The organism is Flavobacterium pectinovorum (assembly GCF_900142715.1).
GTDB classification, from domain to species: domain Bacteria; phylum Bacteroidota; class Bacteroidia; order Flavobacteriales; family Flavobacteriaceae; genus Flavobacterium; species Flavobacterium pectinovorum.
On sequence record NZ_FRBX01000005.1, the window covers coordinates 166,464 to 181,307 of the forward strand.

Below are 14,844 nucleotides of genomic sequence, written 5' to 3' on the forward strand. Positions count from 1 at the left end.
TAAGGTATAAAAATGAAAGGCGGAGTATTTAGCATATTAAAAGCAAGATTTCTATTAAACGATGACGCGGTAAAAAACTGGCGGTTTATTGTTTTTCTCATTTTGCTTGCCATAATAATGATTGCCAATACGCAACGATACGAGCAAAAGGTTTTTGAAATTGCAAAACTGAATAATGAAGTAAAAGAATTACGATCAGAATTTGTAGACAGAAGATCAGAATTAATGAAGTTAAAAATGGAGTCGACGATATCGGATAAAATGCAGGAAAAGCAAATTTTTCCGTCAACGGTTCCTCCTGTAAAAATAGAAGTTAAAAAAGAAGAAGAAAAAAATTTCTTTAAAAGAATATGGCAGTAGACGATAAACATATATCCTACAGAATTTACCTCGTAGCAGTTTTCATCTTTTTGATGGCAATTGCTATTGTTGTTAAATTAACTAATATTCAATGGGTTGAAGGAGATTACTATAGAAAACTGGCAAAACAGCGTACCATTAAGAATTTTGTAATTCCGGCCAATAAAGGAAATATTTATTCTGCCGATGGAAGTTTGCTGGCAACATCAATTCCTAATTATGAAATTAGATTTGATGCAAAAGCGCCAAAAACAGAAACTTTTGAAAAGCATGTAAAAGCGTTATCAGATTCATTAGCAACGGTTTTGGATAGACCGGGAGGTTATTATGAAAAAGAATTAAGAAAAGCGAGAGAAAATAAAAATCGCTACTATTTAATAGGACGCAATTTGAGTTATACCGAATATGTGAAAATAAAAGGATTTCCATTGTTTAATTTAGGTCCGTTTAAAGGCGGAATTATCATTGAGCAGGAAACAGTTAGAAAACATCCAATAGGAAAAATTGCTGAAAGAACCATTGGTTATGACCGAATTGATCCCGCGACAGGAGTAGAGGTTGGAAAAGGAATCGAATGGGCTTTTAAAAGTTACCTGAACGGAAAAGACGGTAAAATTTTAAAACAAAAAATTGCAAAAGGGCAGTGGAAACCAATTCGTGATTTAAACGAAGTTGATCCTATCGATGGTTACGATGTAATCTCTACAATTGATGTTTTTATTCAGGATATTGCACACCACGCTTTGTTGAAACAATTGGAAGATTACGAAGCCGATCACGGTTGTGTGGTAGTTATGGAAACAGAAACCGGTCATGTAAAAGCAATTTCGAATTTAGGAAGAGCAGAAGACGGATCGTATTATGAAACCACAAATTATGCTGTTGCAGAATCTCATGAGCCTGGATCTACTTTTAAATTGGTCGATTTAATGGCAATTTTAGAAGATAAAGTAGCAGATACAAGTACGGTTTACGATAGTCACGGCGGACAAGTAAAATATTACGGGCGTTCCGTCAATGATTCACACCATGGAGGTTACGGAAAAGTTTCATTAGCACGTGGTTTCGAACTTTCGTCAAATACCGTAATGGTTCAGGCAGTTTATGACAACTATAAAAGTAATCCATCCAAATTTGTAAATCACATTAAAAGTTACGGATTAGATAAACCATTAGGATTGCATTTTAAAGGAGAAGGAAGGCCTTATATACCAAAACCTGGAGACAAACATTGGTCGGGAATTTCACTTCCATGGATGGCTTTTGGATATGAAGTTTCAGTTACACCAATGCAGACATTGGCATTTTACAATTCAGTTGCCAATAATGGTGTAATGGTGAGGCCGCAATTTGTGTCAGAAATTAAAGAGTGGAATAAGACCATTAAAAAGTTTGATGTTGAAGTAATGAACCCAAGAGTTTGTTCACAGGAAACTATTAAAAAACTGAAAGCAGTATTAGAGAATGTTGTTAAAAAAGGAACAGGATCAAAATTGTATTCGAAAGATTTTTCGATGGCAGGAAAAACAGGAACAGCTCAGATGAATTATGGAGGGAAAGAAGGGAAATCAGCGTTGTATTACGCTTCTTCTTTTGTAGGATATTTCCCTGCTGATCATCCTAAATATTCTTGTATTGTAGTGGTTCACAAACCAAATACATCTAAGAATAATTATTATGGTGCCGATGTTGCAGGTCCGGTTTTTAAAAGAATTGCCCAAAAGATATTTACAGATGCTCCATCAACCAATAAAATTAAAAAACTGGATTCAAGAGTTCCAAAACAAGATTCTAGTTATGATAAATATTATGTCGTTGAAGCCAATAAAAAATCAAATCGAATTCCGGATTTAAAAGGAATGCCAGGAATGGATGCTATTGCTTTACTTGAAAACTTAGGCTTGAAAGTAAAAGTAAACGGAGTAGGAAAAGTAAAAAAACAGTCGTTACAAGCTGGACAAAATATTAGTAAAAACACAACTATAGTATTAGAATTATCGTGAAAATACTGAAAGACATATTATATAAAGTAGCTATTGAGTCTGTAACAGGTTCGACAGAAATCGCTGTAAACAAAATTGATTTCGATTCAAGAAAAATTGAAGACAATGATGTTTTTATAGCCATTCGCGGATCACTTTCTGATGGTCACGATTATATCGAAAAAGCAATTCAATTAGGTGCAATTGCTATTATTTGCGATACTTTACCAGACAATCCTGCAAAAGGAATCACGTATATAAAAGTAAAAGATACCAATACGGCATTGGCTTTTATGGCGGCTAATTATTTTGGAAATCCTTCTGAAAAGTTAAAATTAGTTGGCGTAACCGGTACAAACGGAAAAACAACAATTGCGTCATTATTGTTTCAGTTGTTTCAAAAAGCAGGTTTTAAAGTAGGTTTATTATCAACCGTAAAAATCATGGTTGATGAAACAGAATATAATGCAACACATACAACTCCGGATTCTATAACCATTAATCATTATTTAAATGAGATGATTGAAGCTGGTGTAACACATTGTTTTATGGAGGTGAGTTCGCATGGAATTCACCAAAAACGTACAGAAGCTTTACATTTTGTTGGAGGGATTTTTACGAATCTTTCGCACGATCATTTAGATTATCATCCAACTTTTGCAGAATACAGAGATGTAAAAAAATCATTTTTTGATTCATTGCCAAAAACGGCTTTCGCTTTATCCAATATAGATGATAAAAACGGACCCGTAATGCTTCAAAATACGTTTGCAAGAAAAAGAACTTACGCTCTAAAAACTTATGCTGATTTTAAAGCTCAAATTTTAGAGAGCCAATTGTCAGGTTTATTATTGAAAGTAAATGATAACGAAGTTTGGGTAAAACTTATCGGAACTTTTAATGCTTATAATGTCCTGGCTATTTACGGAACTGCGGTGGAATTAGGAATGGACAGTTTAGAAGCTTTGCGTCTTTTGTCTGATTTAGAAAGCGTTTCAGGACGTTTTCAGTATATCATTTCAGAAGGAAATATTACAGCAATTGTAGATTATGCGCATACGCCGGATGCATTAGACAATGTTTTAAAAACGATTGCGGACATTCGAACTAAAAACGAACAATTGATTACGGTTGTAGGCTGCGGTGGAAACAGAGATAAAACCAAAAGGCCAATTATGGCAAAAATTGCTGCAGATTTAAGCGATAAAGCCATTTTAACATCTGATAATCCAAGAAATGAAGATCCTGAAGTAATTTTGGATGAAATGGAAAAAGGTGTTGAACCACAGAATTATAAAAAAATGCTGAGAATTACAGACAGAAAGCAAGCTATTAAAACGGCTTGTCAATTGGCTCAGCCTAATGATATTATATTAATTGCCGGAAAAGGACACGAGACTTATCAGGAAATAAATGGAGTTCGTCATCATTTTGATGATATGGAAACAGTAAAAGAAATATTAGATCAGCTAAATAAATAATAATCAGTTTTTAAATCCGAAAATACCACAGATAGATTGGAATTTGGAGTTTCAAAATTGGAGTTTAAAACAAAGAAATATGCTATACTATTTATTTGAATATTTGAGAAAAACATTAGACATGCCGGGAGCGGGAGTTTTTCAGTACATTACTTTTAGATCAGCGTTGGCATTTATGCTTTCGTTGCTTCTATCAACAATTTACGGAAAACGGGTTATCAATTTTTTGCGTAAGCAGCAAGTTGGTGAAACAGTTCGTGAGCTTGGTCTGGCTGGTCAAAATGAAAAAGCTGGAACACCAACAATGGGTGGCTTGATTATCATTTTTGCTACTATTTTACCAGTTTTATTGTTTGCTCGTTTGCAAAATATTTACATCGTATTGCTTATTGTAACTACACTTTGGATGGGAACAATTGGTTTTGTGGATGATTATATCAAAATATTCAAAAAAGATAAACAAGGGCTTAAAGGAATTTTTAAAGTTATTGGGCAAGTTGGGTTAGGACTTATTGTAGGTACGGTTTTGTATTTCAATCCTGCTGTTACCGTCAGAACCGATACTGGAAGAACCGATTTATTGAGAGCAAATACGACTACAACTCTGGTTGTACCGGCACCTATTGAAGAAAAATCAACTGCAACAACAATTCCATTCGTAAAAAATAATGAATTTGATTATGCAGAAGTTTTATCGTTTTTAGGAGATGGATATGAAAAATGGGCATGGTTGATTTTTATTCCCGTAGTGATTTTTATCATCACAGCAGTTTCTAACGGGGCTAACTTAACAGATGGAATTGATGGACTCGCCGCAGGAACCTCGGCAATATCCGTCCTCGCACTCGGAATATTTACGTTTGTTTCAGGAAATATAATTTTTTCGAATTACCTCAATATAATGTACATACCCAATTCAGGAGAAATGACGGTTTTTATATCTGCCTTTGTGGGAGCTTTGATCGGATTTCTCTGGTATAATTCCTATCCCGCCTCTGTTTTTATGGGGGATACCGGAAGTTTAACCATTGGTGGAATCATTGCAGTTTTGGCAATTGCGGTTCGTAAAGAAATTTTGATTGTATTGTTCTGCGGAATTTTCCTTGCGGAAAGTGCTTCAGTAATTATTCAGGTGGCATATTTTAAATATACGAAAAAACGTTTTGGCGAAGGCCGAAGAATTTTTCTGATGTCGCCATTACATCATCATTATCAAAAAAAGGGCTATCATGAAAGTAAAATCGTAACCCGATTCTGGATTGTTGCCATCATGTTAGCCATATTATCAATTGTTACCCTAAAATTAAGATAGATGAGACTAGTTGTTTTAGGCGGAGGAGAAAGTGGCGTTGGAACGGCTATTCTCGGAAAGAAAAAAGGATACGATGTTTTTGTTTCTGATTTTGGAAAGATAAAAGAAAGCTATAAAGAAGTTCTTATAATTAATGGGATTGCCTGGGAAGAAGAGCAACATACAGAAGGCCTGATTTTGAATGCCGATGTCGTCATGAAAAGTCCGGGAATTCCTGAGAAATCTCCCATAGTAAAAAAGCTTGTCGCAGCGGGGATTAAAGTGATTTCGGAAATTGAATTTGCTAAACCGTTTACAGAAGCTCTTACAATTGGAATTACAGGAAGTAACGGTAAAACTACCACAACAATGTTAACGCATCACTTGCTAAAATCGGCAGGTTTGAATGTAGGGTTGGGAGGAAACATCGGAAAAAGTTTTGCCTGGCAGGTAGCCGAAAATAAATATGATGCATACGTTCTTGAATTAAGTAGTTTTCAGCTTGACGGAATAATAGAATACAGACCAGATATTGCGATAATTACAAATATAAGTCCGGATCATTTAGACCGATATGAATATAAGTATCAAAATTATATCGATTCGAAGTTTCGAATAACAATGAACCAGACAGAAAGCGATTATTTGATTTACGATGCAGATGATGAAGCAAGTACAGAATGGTTAAAAAACAACAAAACAAAAGCAAAATTAATTCCTTTTTCACTAATAAAAAGTTTTGACGAAGGAGCTTCTATAAATAACAACAAAATGGAAATAAAGATCAACCAAGAAGAGTTTACAATGGAAACAGAATACATTGCGTTAGAAGGAAAACATAATATGAAAAATGCAATGGCAGCAAGCTCTGTAGCAAAATTGATGCAAATTAGAAATGCAACAATTCGCGAAAGTTTATCAAATTTTCAAGGTGTTGAACACCGTTTAGAAAAAGTATTAAAAATTCAGAATGTACAATACATCAACGATTCAAAAGCAACAAATGTAAACGCTACTTTCTTTGCTTTAGACAGTATGAATGTACCAACAGTTTGGATTGTGGGTGGTGTTGATAAAGGAAACGATTACAACGAATTGATGTCATTAGTTCGTGAAAAAGTAAAAGCAATTATTTGTTTAGGAGTTGATAATCATAAAATTATTAATGCTTTTGGAGCTGTTGTTGACATCATGGTCGAAGTAAACAACATGAACGATGCAGTAAAAACAGCACAAAGATTAACAGAAAAAGGTGACGCTGTTTTATTGTCTCCGGCCTGTGCAAGTTTCGATTTATTCGAAAATTATGAAGATCGTGGAAAGCAATTCAAACAAGCAGTTCACAACCTGTAAAAAAAGTTTCATGTTTCAAGTTTCACGTTAGGAGGAACTTGAAACATGCAACAAAAGAAACCTGAAACTAAAAGCAATGAAAGAGCTAGTAAATAAATTAAAAGGAGATAGAGTAATATGGTCATTCGTGGCTTTATTGGCGCTGTTTTCGTTTATGCCTGTTTTTAGTGCGAGTAGTAATTTGGCTTATATCGGTCACGGAACAGGAAATACATTAGGCTATTTGGTAAAACACTTGGCGCACATTTGTATTGGGTTCATGATTATTTATTGGGTACATAAAGTTCCGTATCATTATTTCAGGGCGATTTCAAAAATTGCTTTGCCTGTAGTATGGATTTTATTGCTTTATACATTGCTAAAAGGAACCGTAATCGCAGGTGCAAATGCAAGTCGTTGGATTCAGGTTCCGTTTATAGGGATTACGTTTCAGACTTCAACTTTGGCCTCTATAGTTTTATTCATATATGTAGCAAGATATTTATCAAAAACCAAAGAGGAAAATGAGCCGTTTCAAACCTCATTTGTACAGCTTTGGATTCCGGTTTTTATTACGTTAGTACTTATTCTACCGGCTAACTTTTCGACAACAGCATTGATTTTTTCAATGGTTATGATGTTGACTTTTATTGGTAAATATCCACTAAAATACATCGGTTTTATTATCGGTTCAGGAATTGCAATGCTGGCTTTCTTTTTATTAGTTGCCAAAGCATTTCCGGAATCAAGATTCTTTAGCAGGGTAGCAACCTGGGAAAGTCGTATTACGAACTTCACTACAGATAAGCCTGATGAAGATGATTATCAAATTGAAAAAGCAAAAATCGCCATTGCATCAGGGAGATTAGGAGGTTTAGGACCAGGGAAAAGTGTTCAGAAAAACTTTTTGCCACAATCTTCTTCCGATTTTATTTATGCTATTGTTGTTGAAGAATATGGTTTAGTTGGTGGCGTTTCGATTTTGCTTTTGTATTTATTGCTTTTGTTCAGATTTGTAATTGCTTCGCATAAAGCCAATACATTATTTGGAAAATTAGTCGTCGTTGGACTCGGTTTCCCGATGATATTTCAGGCCATGATTAATATGGCTGTTGCAGTAGAATTATTGCCTGTAACAGGGCAAACACTTCCGCTGATAAGTAGTGGAGGTAGTTCGATCTGGATGACGTGTTTCGCTCTCGGAATTATCATTAGTGTGACTAAAAAAGATGAAGAAATCGTAGAAGAGCAACAAGAAAAAGAAAGAAGAAAAGAAGCACTTCAAAGATTGATTGATAAAGAATTGGCAGAAGAAGATTTGCCGGTTGATGAGAGAGAAGAAATTAGAGGAGAAATCTATGAAGGAGAACCAATGTATTCCATCGAAGATAATTCAAGAAATCCAATGAATGCTGTTTTAAATAAATAAAAAGAAAAAGAGAATAGCTTTTAGAGCTTATAACTTTTAAAGATATGACAAAGTATAAATTCATATTAAGTGGTGGCGGAACTGGCGGACATATTTATCCGGCAATCGCTATTGCAAATGAGTTAAAATTACAATTTCCTGATGCAGAATTTCTTTTTGTTGGTGCCAAAGATAAAATGGAAATGCAAAAAGTGCCTCAGGCTGGTTACGAAATAAAAGGTCTTTGGATTGCCGGTTTGCAAAGAAAACTGACGTTACAAAATATGATGTTTCCATTGAAATTGGCAACAAGTTTGTTAGAGTCAAGAAGAATCATCAGACAATTTAAGCCTAATGTTGTAATAGGGACTGGAGGTTTTGCCAGCGGACCATTATTGCAAGCGGCAGGAGGGGCAGGAATTCCGACAGTAATTCAGGAGCAAAATTCATTTCCGGGAATTACGAATAAGTTGCTTAGCAAAAAAGCCAATGCTATTTGCGTCGCATACGAAAATTTAGAGCGATTTTTTCCAAAAGAAAAAATTGTATTGACGGGAAATCCGGTTCGTCAGGATTTAATCGATATTGACAGCAAAAGAGAAGACGCAATTGCTTTTTACGGTTTAGATTCGAACAAAAAGACATTGTTGGTTTTAGGCGGAAGCTTAGGAGCCAGAAGAGTTAATCAGTTAATTGAAAAAGAATTACAAAATATACTTTCACAAGATGTTCAGATTATCTGGCAATGCGGAAAATTATATTTTGAAGATTATAAAAAATACAATCAGCCAAACGTAAGAGTAGTTGATTTTATTGAAAGAATGGATTTTGTGTACGCTGCCGCAGATGTGATTATTTCACGTGCAGGAGCATCGTCAGTTTCGGAATTATGTATTGTGGGGAAACCAGTAATTTTTATTCCATCACCAAACGTTGCTGAAGATCATCAAACCAAAAATGCGCAGGCAATTGTAGATGCGAAAGGAGCGGTTTTATTAAAAGAATCAGATTTGGAAAGTCAGTTTAGTATCGTTTTTGAAGCTTTATTAAAAGATAAAGGAAAACAAAGTCAATTAAGTGAAAATATTAAAAAACTGGCCAGACCGAATGCTGTAAAAGTTATAGTAGAGGAAATTAAAAAGTTGTTATAATATAACTTTTTAAGATAATTATAGAACAGAATAAAAAAATTAGAACGCTATTTTTAGGTGTTTTGAGTTATTAAAATAAGAAAATTACAAAGGCTTAACTACTAGTTTTTTATACAATAAAGCAACCTGTAAATAGCTCAAAATTAGAAATTAAAATGAATTTAAATCAAATACAAAACGTTTATTTTATTGGTATTGGAGGCATCGGAATGAGTGCGCTGGCCCGTTATTTCAAATATATTGGAAAACAGGTTTCAGGCTACGACAAAACGCCATCAATGCTAACAAGTGAATTAATTGAAAGTGGTATTGATATTCATTTTGAAGATAATATCAGTTTGATTCCAAGTGATTATTTTGTAGAGAATACTTTGGTAATTTTTACGCCTGCCGTGCCTAAAACACATTCTGAATGGAATTATTTCATAGAAAGAAATTACGAAATTAAAAAGCGTGCAGAAGTTTTGGGACTTATAACCAAAGATACTTTCAGTTTTGCCGTTGCAGGAACGCATGGAAAAACAACAACGTCAAGTATTCTGGGTCACATTTTATACGAAAGCGGTGCAGATGTAACAACTTTTGTGGGCGGAATTGTAGAGAATTACAACTCTAATTTAATTGGAAGCGGAAAAACCGTAACAGTTGTAGAAGCAGATGAATTTGACCGTTCGTTTTTGCATTTACACCCAAATATTGCCTGTATAACATCAATGGATGCAGATCATTTGGATATTTATGGAACAAGTGATGCAATTGAAGCTTCGTTTGTAGAATTTGCTAATAAAGTTGAAAATAAAAACAATTTGTTTATAACCAAAGAATTACCTCTTGAAGGCGTGCAATGTGCTATAAATGAAGATGCTGTATATAAGGCGTTCAATGTTAGAATAGAAGACGGAAGTTATGTTTTTGATGTGCAGACGCCATCAGAAATCATGAAAGATTTACGTTTTGGATTGCCAGGAAAACACAATTTAATGAATGCTTTGATGGCTATTGCAATGGCAAAAACCTTCGGGACTGCTACAGATTCGATTGCAAAAGCATTGGCTTCTTTTAACGGAATAAGAAGACGTTTTTCATATCAGATTAAATCTGACAAATTAGTTTATATAGATGATTATGCACATCATCCAACAGAAATAAATGCTGTACATCAAGCAGTTAGGGAATTGTATCCAAATCGTAAAGTTTTGGCCATTTTTCAGCCGCATTTGTTTAGCAGAACAAGAGATTTTGCCGACGGATTTGCCGAAAGTTTATCTCTATTTGACGAAGTGTTCTTGATGGATATTTATCCGGCACGCGAATTACCGATGGAAGGGATTACATCTGATTGGCTGTTAGGGAAAATGACAAATTCGAACAAAAAAAATGTTGCAAAAAGTGATTTATTAGCGCAAATCAAAGCCAGTGATGCGCCAATAATTGTGACAATAGGAGCTGGTGATATTGGAGAAATGGTTCCGTCAATTAAAAAAATGCTAAATGAAAATATTTAATTGGACAAATATTCGATTAGTACTCATTTTTGGGCTTGTACTTTTTTTATATTCGTTTGCCCAACATCGAAATGGAGATAGAAAATTGAAGAAATGCACGGTTGTTTTTGTAGGAGAAAACACTCTGTTCATAAAGCCTGAAGCGGTTAATAAATTGTTAATAGAAAATAAAAAAGACGCTTCCACTATCCGAAAAGATGAAGTAGATTTGAATAAGATAGAAAAAACCCTTGATACGCAAGACATGATTGAAAAGTCGGATGTTTTTGTAAGTATTGATGGTGTTCTAAAAGCGATAGTAAAACAGAAGACACCAATAGCGAGAGTTTATGATGGTGATAACTCTTTTTATATTGACTATGAGGGAAATAAAATGCCTTTATCAGACAATTTTACGGCGCGTGTTCCTCTCGTTTCAGGGGCAATAAATAAAAAAAATAACGAAGATTTAGCTACCTTATTTCGCACAATTTATGACGATGCGTTTTTGAAAAAAAACATCATTGCAATTCAAATTATGCCTAATGGTAGCCTAAAAATGTTTAATAGAAATTATAATTACTTTATCGATTTTGGCAGAACGATGAATGTTGACAAGAAATTTAATAACTATAAAGCCTTTTTTCAAAAAGCAGTTTTAGATAGTTCGTTATATAAATACAATAAGATTGACCTGAGATTTACGGAACAAGTAGTTTGCACAAAATAATAGAAAATGGAAAAAGATAATATTGCAGTAGGTCTAGATATTGGAACAACCAAAATAGTTGCCATGATAGGCAAGAAGAACGAGTATGGTAAATTGGAAATTTTGGGTATTGGTAAATCCAAAAGTTTGGGTGTTGCGAGAGGTGTTGTAAACAACATTACGCAAACTATTCAATCAATTCAACAAGCTATTTTAGAAGCAGAAAATAATTCAGGATATAAAATTAAGGATGTTGTTGTAGGTATTGCCGGACAGCACATTAGAAGTATACAGCATACAGATTACATCAGCCGTAGTAATCCGGAAGAAGTAATTGGCGAAAATGATATTCAGCTTTTAATTGATCAGGTTAATAAACTTGCGATGTTACCGGGAGAAGAAATTATTCACGTTTTGCCTCAGGAATTTAAAATCGACGGACAATCTGAAATTAAAGAACCAATCGGAATGTATGGCGGAAGATTAGAGTCTAGTTTTCACGTAGTGGTCGGACAAGCGTCTTCTATTAGAAATGTTGGAAGATGTATTCAGAGTTCAGGAATTGAGTTGTCCGGTTTAACATTAGAACCATTGGCTTCGGCAGATGCAGTTTTAAGTCAGGAAGAAAAAGAAGCTGGTGTAGCCCTTATCGATATCGGTGGCGGAACAACAGATTTAGCTATTTTTAAAGATGGAATTATTCGTCATACTGCTGTAATTCCTTTCGGAGGAAATGTAATTACGGAAGACATTAAAGAAGGATGTTCTATAATTGAAAAACAGGCAGAGCTTTTAAAAATAAAATTCGGATCAGCCTGGCCGGGAGAAAACAAAGACAATGAAATTGTTTCTATTCCAGGATTAAGAGGACGTGAGCCAAAAGAAATTTCGCTTAAAAACTTATCTAAAATTATTCATGCTCGTGTAGTAGAAATTGTAGAACAGGTTTTTGCAGAAATTAAAGCATATGGACACGAAGATCCTCGTAAAAAACTAATAGCAGGAATTGTGCTTACAGGTGGTGGAGCTCAATTAAAACATATCAAACAATTGGTTGAATACATTACAGGAATGGACACCAGAATTGGATATCCAAACGAGCATTTAGCAGGAAATTCAAGCGAAGAAATTTCAAGTCCATTATTTGCAACTGCAGTTGGTTTAGTAATGAACAGTATCGAAAATAGCACACAAAGTGCTGTTAGAATGGAACTTGTAAATGAACAGCCAAAAGTAGTATACAGAAACGTTCCGCCTCAGGCACAACAACCTGTTCAGCCGCGATACGAAGTTGAAGAAAACTACGTTGAAAGAGTAGAAGCTTTTGAACCACCAAGAGAAGTTAGAAGTAACGTGGCTACAAAAGATGAGTCTACAGAAACAAAAATAAGAAGATCATTTTTTGATCGTTATGTCGATAAAATCAAAGATTTTTTAGACAACGCAGAATAATAATAAAGTAAAACGAAAAGGATTACTTTTTGCCCCAAGTCAAGAAGTAAAAAATGTATTTAATAAGAATTTCAAAACCAAAAAGATGATGAGCAACTCAGAATTTGGAAGTATTTCATTTGATTTACCGAAAAACCAATCAAATGTAATCAAAGTAATAGGTGTCGGTGGAGGCGGAAGTAACGCAATCAACCACATGTTCAAGCAAGGTATTAAAGGGGTAGATTTTATCGTTTGTAATACAGACTCACAAGCACTTCAAAATAGCGCTGTACCAAATAAAATTCAGTTAGGTATGAACTTAACAGAGGGTCTTGGAGCAGGAGCAAACCCTGATGTAGGACAGCAATCTGCTATTGAAAGTATCGCTGATATCGAAAAAATGTTAGACCGTGGTACTAAGATGGTATTTATTACCGCTGGTATGGGTGGTGGTACCGGTACAGGTGCTGCTCCGGTAATTGCACAATTGGCAAAAGAAAGAGAAATTTTGACCGTTGGTATCGTAACAATTCCATTTCAGTTTGAAGGTAAAGTTCGTCAGGAACAAGCGCTTTTAGGAATCGAAAAATTACGTAAACAAGTAGATTCTTTAATTGTAATCAACAATAATAAATTAAGAGAAGTATACGGAAATCTTGGTTTTAAAGCAGGATTCTCTAAAGCGGATGAAGTTTTAGCAACAGCCTCAAGAGGGATTGCTGAAGTAATTACACATCACTATACTCAAAATATCGATTTACGTGACGCAAGAACTGTTTTAGCAAACAGTGGAACTGCGATCATGGGATCTTCTGTTGCCGAAGGTGAAAACAGAGCAAAAGATGCTATTATTTCAGCATTGGATTCTCCGTTATTAAACGACAACAAAATTACAGGAGCCAAAAACGTATTGTTGCTTATCGTTTCTGGATCTGATGAAATTACACTTGACGAAATTGGAGAAATCAACGATCATATCCAGGCAGAAGCAGGTTACAACGCAAATATTATCATGGGAGTTGGTGAAGACGAAACTCTTGGTGAGGCTATTGCCGTAACTATTATTGCTACTGGTTTTGATGTTGAACAACAAAATGAAATTGTAAATACAGAACCTAAGAAAATCATTCATACGTTGGAAGATGAACAAAGAAGTGTTCATAATTTAACGAATAAAGCACTTACATCTTTCGATTTAAGCAGTAGTACACCAACTGCAAAATCAGAAGAAAAAATTGTTTTTGATTTGATGGAAGATACGGTTGTTGCTCCCGTGATTCAGACTTCTCCGGTTGCTGTTGCTCCAGTAATCAATCAGGAAGAATTAGTAGTAATGTCAGAGTTTATTAAAAACCTTGATGTAACTTTTGAAATCGTTTCGCCAATTACAGATATCGATTTTACTATTTCTACTCCGCAAGCGCAAACTTTTCAGGAAGTAAAACCTGTTCAAAGAGTATTTGAAAAGGAAGAACAAACAACGTTCTCTTTTGATTTACCTCTTTTTAGAGCAGAGCCGGAAGTAAAGAAAGAACCGGTTGTTGAAGATACTAGAATTTTGTTTGAATTAACAAACGAAACACGTAATATTAAGGTAAATGATCCTGTTTCATTTGTTCCGGTAACTGAAGTTGCTGAAAACGGAATCATCAAATATTCTTTAGAAGAATATATGGAGGTTGAAAATGATTTAATCACATCTAAACCAGTTGAAAAAGTGGTAGAAGATGTAGTTCCTGAGGAATTGAATATCACTTTGAAACCAAAAGTTGATTTTGCACAGGAAGCTGCTTTTACAACAACAGATCATGCGTCTCCGATGGAATTAACAATCGAAGAAACATTACGTTTAAGAGCAGAAGAAAGAAGAAAGAAACTAAAAGAATTTAATTATAAATTCCATAACAATGTTTCTAGAATTGATGAACTAGAAAAAGAGCCTGCTTACAAAAGATTAGGTATTGATCTTTCAAATAATCAATCTAATACAACTAATTCGAGAATCTCTGTTGGTACAGATAGTAATAACGATTTACAATTACGTTCAAACAATTCATTTTTGCACGATAACGTAGATTAATATTACATTCATAATAATAGGATAACCCGAAAATTGGATTTAATTTTCGGGTTATTTTTTTTATCTTCGCACAGAATTTAAAAATTTGACTTCTATGCTTAACCTTTAAAGTTAATTTTGTTGTCAGTTCGA

General features: G+C 34.5%; 11 protein-coding genes. All 11 read left to right on the forward strand.

Features of this window, described 5'->3' with window-relative positions; all coding sequences use genetic code 11:
• Positions 1–12 precede the first annotated feature (12 nt).
• The 11 genes from BUE22_RS17600 (at position 13) to ftsZ (ending at position 14,712) form a co-directional block, all read left to right on the forward strand.
• Positions 13–360 carry an FtsL-like putative cell division protein gene (locus BUE22_RS17600; protein WP_042563792.1) on the forward strand — a complete coding sequence of 116 codons (348 nt, stop codon included), beginning with the start codon at positions 13–15 and terminating at the stop codon, positions 358–360.
• Positions 351–2,363, forward strand: a complete 2,013-nt coding sequence (locus BUE22_RS17605; protein WP_073397072.1) for a penicillin-binding protein — start codon at positions 351–353, stop codon at positions 2,361–2,363. The genes BUE22_RS17600 and BUE22_RS17605 overlap by 10 nt, the downstream gene beginning before the upstream one ends.
• Positions 2,360–3,823, forward strand: coding sequence for a UDP-N-acetylmuramoyl-L-alanyl-D-glutamate--2,6-diaminopimelate ligase (locus BUE22_RS17610; protein ID WP_073397073.1), 1,464 nt, complete (start codon positions 2,360–2,362; stop codon positions 3,821–3,823). The genes BUE22_RS17605 and BUE22_RS17610 overlap by 4 nt, the downstream gene beginning before the upstream one ends.
• 79 nt (positions 3,824–3,902) lie before the next feature.
• The gene (gene mraY / locus BUE22_RS17615) at positions 3,903–5,135 is read left to right on the forward strand and encodes a phospho-N-acetylmuramoyl-pentapeptide-transferase (RefSeq protein WP_073397075.1); all 1,233 of its coding nucleotides are present in this window, start codon (positions 3,903–3,905) and stop codon (positions 5,133–5,135) included.
• The gene (gene murD / locus BUE22_RS17620) at positions 5,136–6,467 is read left to right on the forward strand and encodes a UDP-N-acetylmuramoyl-L-alanine--D-glutamate ligase (RefSeq protein ID WP_073397077.1); all 1,332 of its coding nucleotides are present in this window, start codon (positions 5,136–5,138) and stop codon (positions 6,465–6,467) included.
• 76 nt (positions 6,468–6,543) lie between these two features.
• On the forward strand, positions 6,544–7,875 hold the full coding sequence (locus tag BUE22_RS17625; RefSeq protein WP_073397079.1) for an FtsW/RodA/SpoVE family cell cycle protein: 1,332 nt from the start codon (positions 6,544–6,546) through the stop codon (positions 7,873–7,875).
• A gap of 44 nt (positions 7,876–7,919) precedes the next feature.
• A complete protein-coding gene (murG, locus tag BUE22_RS17630) occupies positions 7,920–9,005 on the forward strand; it encodes an undecaprenyldiphospho-muramoylpentapeptide beta-N-acetylglucosaminyltransferase (RefSeq protein ID WP_073397081.1) in 1,086 nt (361 codons plus the stop codon).
• Between the two features lie 155 nt (positions 9,006–9,160).
• Complete coding sequence (gene murC / locus BUE22_RS17635; RefSeq protein WP_073397083.1) at positions 9,161–10,510, forward strand: UDP-N-acetylmuramate--L-alanine ligase; 1,350 nt, start codon at positions 9,161–9,163, stop codon at positions 10,508–10,510.
• Positions 10,497–11,219 carry a cell division protein FtsQ/DivIB gene (locus tag BUE22_RS17640; protein WP_042563799.1) on the forward strand — a complete coding sequence of 241 codons (723 nt, stop codon included), beginning with the start codon at positions 10,497–10,499 and terminating at the stop codon, positions 11,217–11,219. The genes murC and BUE22_RS17640 overlap by 14 nt, the downstream gene beginning before the upstream one ends.
• Positions 11,220–11,225: 6 nt before the next feature.
• Entirely contained in the window at positions 11,226–12,650 is a 1,425-nt protein-coding gene (gene ftsA, locus BUE22_RS17645) for a cell division protein FtsA (RefSeq protein WP_073397085.1), read from the forward strand.
• An 85-nt stretch (positions 12,651–12,735) separates the two neighbouring features.
• Positions 12,736–14,712: a cell division protein FtsZ gene (gene ftsZ, locus BUE22_RS17650; RefSeq protein WP_073397087.1), complete on the forward strand. Its 1,977-nt coding sequence runs from the start codon at positions 12,736–12,738 to the stop codon at positions 14,710–14,712.
• Positions 14,713–14,844 lie beyond the last annotated feature (132 nt).

Coding starts and splice junctions, on each gene's coding strand:
- BUE22_RS17600 (WP_042563792.1), top strand. CDS start 13: ATGAAAGGCGGAGTATTTAGCATATTAAAAGCAAGATTTCTATTAAAC.
- BUE22_RS17605 (WP_073397072.1), top strand. CDS start 351: ATGGCAGTAGACGATAAACATATATCCTACAGAATTTACCTCGTAGCA.
- mraY (WP_073397075.1), top strand. CDS start 3,903: ATGCTATACTATTTATTTGAATATTTGAGAAAAACATTAGACATGCCG.
- murD (WP_073397077.1), top strand. CDS start 5,136: ATGAGACTAGTTGTTTTAGGCGGAGGAGAAAGTGGCGTTGGAACGGCT.
- BUE22_RS17625 (WP_073397079.1), top strand. CDS start 6,544: ATGAAAGAGCTAGTAAATAAATTAAAAGGAGATAGAGTAATATGGTCA.
- murG (WP_073397081.1), top strand. CDS start 7,920: ATGACAAAGTATAAATTCATATTAAGTGGTGGCGGAACTGGCGGACAT.
- murC (WP_073397083.1), top strand. CDS start 9,161: ATGAATTTAAATCAAATACAAAACGTTTATTTTATTGGTATTGGAGGC.
- BUE22_RS17640 (WP_042563799.1), top strand. CDS start 10,497: ATGAAAATATTTAATTGGACAAATATTCGATTAGTACTCATTTTTGGG.
- ftsA (WP_073397085.1), top strand. CDS start 11,226: ATGGAAAAAGATAATATTGCAGTAGGTCTAGATATTGGAACAACCAAA.
- ftsZ (WP_073397087.1), top strand. CDS start 12,736: ATGATGAGCAACTCAGAATTTGGAAGTATTTCATTTGATTTACCGAAA.